We start from the raw sequence: 2,097 nt of genomic DNA on the forward strand, positions 1-2,097 counted from the left end.
GTTGTGAATATGATGCCCGGAAACAGACGGGCTTTCATTTTCTTCAAAATGGATGGGCAGGCCTATGGCTTCAGCCTCTACGGTTAAATCCATAAGCATAACCATACCGTCCGGCTGAAAGCGTTTTTTCAAGGCTCTCAGGGTTTTCAACTGAATATCCGAATTCGTTAAGTTCTGTTTAAGGGTTGTACCGGTTAACTTAACACCATTGGCCCCGCTTAGGGGGATCACGGGAGCATGACCAAGACTTGAAATATTTTCCATTAAAGACGACATAATTTCCCCACTTTATTTTTAGGCGTTCAAATTATTATAGGGGGAATCATGTAATTAAGATGGGCGGTTCTTTAGAATTATTGTACTATTTTATCGTGTTTGGTGAACGGGCGATGATTTAATATCATAGTTAAGCACTATCCTTTTCAGAGGGGAACCATATTTTTATCAATTAGATTCCGGCCCAGGTTCAGGCACTCCTTTGCCGCTTCCTCCTCGAGAATGTAGCTGATCCCATCGTCGGCATAGAATGTACGGCTCTTATCCAGTGCGGGGAGATTGCAGATCTCAACAGCTACAGACCAGCGTCCCTGTCTTGTTTTCCGGGGACAGGCGGTCAGCCGGTGCTGTTTATAGTCTTCACTGATGATCTGTTTCATCATCTCTCAATCTTCAAGGGCATATTCTACAGCCTGGCGGGCATGAATCCCGGTCGTGTCATAGAGCCTGATTTTTGTGTTGCTCTGCTGAACCAGTTGTCCGATCTCTGTACAGCCCAGGATCACAGCCTCCGCTCCTTTTTCAGCCAGTTTCCCCATGATTCTGTAAAAATCCTCGGCCGAATCCTTCCGGATATTTCCGAGACAGAGTTCTTCGTAAATGACTCTGTGGACGGTTTTGCGATCATTATCTCCCGGGATCAGGACTACAAGCCCGAACTTTTCCTCCAGTCGTCTCTTATAAAACTTCTGTTCCATCGTAAAGGCTGTTCCCAGGAGTCCTACACAGGATACCCCGTCCTGTATCAGGGCTTCCGCCGTGGCATCGGCAATGTGGAGGAGGGGGATGGAGAGAGCTTTTTCGATTTCCGGGGCAACCTTGTGCATTGTGTTTGTACAGATAAGAAGAAAATCAGCACCTGCTTTTTCAATAGACCTGGCAGCCTTGATCAGAATGGATTCGGTTCCGGACCAGTCTCCCTCCTGCTGGAGTTTTTCGATGGGATCAAAATCGACACTGTAGAGTATGATTTCTGCCGAATGAAGTCCTCCCAGCCTCTCTTTGATTCCCTCATTGATGATTCGGTAATAATCCTGTGTACTCTCCCAGCTCATGCCGCCCAGTAATCCGATTTTTTTCATGATTTCTTCCTGTCATTGTACTTCATCTTCATATAGAGTGTTCCACCCTTTAATTCATCGATCATCTGCTGAAGCCTTTTTGCCTTTGTTTCAGGACGGACCACCTGGTTGATCCAACCCATCTAATCATTCTGCTGATAGGGAGGTCTGTTTTTATAGGCTGTTATGAGATCCTGGTCTTTCAGGACAGAATGTACAATATCGGGCATAATCTGTATCTCCCGACTCAGGCTTTCAAGGTTTTCTGATGTCTTCATTCTGCTCCTTCAGATTTTTCAATCTCCTGAAGGTACTCCTCACTGCTTGGCGAAAATTATAAAAAAAGGTTCTAGGTTTTAACATGTAAAACGGGTATAAATTCTAATCCGATTCCAAAAAAATCACTTAACCTCAAAATCCATATAATAGTTTTCATCATCAAATTTATAGAAGGTGACATCAGTTCGTCCATACTGCTGTAATTCATTTTTTGTAATAAAAGCACCATTCACTAAACCTAATCGATTTCTAAAATACTCACCTAATAAACTATTATTGTGAGGTGTTTCAATGGCAGTTCCATCAGTATCTTTTTTTTGTGCTCTTGTACAGATAAACAATTTAGAATCATCAGTTACTACAGTGAAATGTTGACCCTTCTTAGGAAAGAAATCACTTTTATATACTTCTGGGGATAACTGGATATAAGCCTCATTTTTGTTCCTACGAGTCCTTTTTTCACCATGACCCCAATTTAAAC

5 protein-coding genes and 1 pseudogene are annotated in these 2,097 nt (G+C 42.9%); all 6 read right to left on the reverse strand.

Annotated features, from left to right (window positions below):
* Positions 1–264: uroporphyrinogen decarboxylase family protein (locus PF479_RS03645; protein WP_298002316.1), on the reverse strand; the 264-nt coding region annotated here is incomplete at its 3' end.
* Positions 265–422: 158 nt separating this feature from the next.
* Positions 423–659: a hypothetical protein gene (locus PF479_RS03650; protein WP_298002317.1), complete on the reverse strand. Its 237-nt coding sequence runs from the start codon at positions 657–659 to the stop codon at positions 423–425.
* 3 nt (positions 660–662) lie between these two features.
* On the reverse strand, positions 663–1,358 hold the full coding sequence (locus PF479_RS03655) for an aspartate/glutamate racemase family protein (RefSeq protein WP_298002319.1): 696 nt from the start codon (positions 1,356–1,358) through the stop codon (positions 663–665).
* Positions 1,355–1,480 carry a YdeI/OmpD-associated family protein gene (locus PF479_RS03660; protein WP_298002320.1) on the reverse strand — a complete coding sequence of 42 codons (126 nt, stop codon included), beginning with the start codon at positions 1,478–1,480 and terminating at the stop codon, positions 1,355–1,357. Before PF479_RS03660 ends, PF479_RS03655 begins: the two co-directional genes overlap by 4 nt.
* Positions 1,481–1,615: a hypothetical protein gene (locus PF479_RS03665; RefSeq protein ID WP_298002322.1), complete on the reverse strand. Its 135-nt coding sequence runs from the start codon at positions 1,613–1,615 to the stop codon at positions 1,481–1,483.
* A gap of 123 nt (positions 1,616–1,738) precedes the next feature.
* A pseudogene (locus PF479_RS03670) lies at positions 1,739–2,097 on the reverse strand (restriction endonuclease PLD domain-containing protein); the annotation flags it as partial.

Source organism: Oceanispirochaeta sp., assembly GCF_027859075.1.
Taxonomy (GTDB): Bacteria; Spirochaetota; Spirochaetia; order DSM-2461; family DSM-2461; genus Oceanispirochaeta.

What these genes read in the sequence shown, in the direction of transcription:
- PF479_RS03655 (WP_298002319.1), bottom strand. Translation starts at nt 1,358, where the DNA reads ATGAAAAAAATCGGATTACTGGGCGGCATGAGCTGGGAGAGTACACAG.
- PF479_RS03650 (WP_298002317.1), bottom strand. Translation starts at nt 659, where the DNA reads ATGATGAAACAGATCATCAGTGAAGACTATAAACAGCACCGGCTGACC.
- PF479_RS03665 (WP_298002322.1), bottom strand. Translation starts at nt 1,615, where the DNA reads ATGAAGACATCAGAAAACCTTGAAAGCCTGAGTCGGGAGATACAGATT.
- PF479_RS03660 (WP_298002320.1), bottom strand. Translation starts at nt 1,480, where the DNA reads ATGGGTTGGATCAACCAGGTGGTCCGTCCTGAAACAAAGGCAAAAAGG.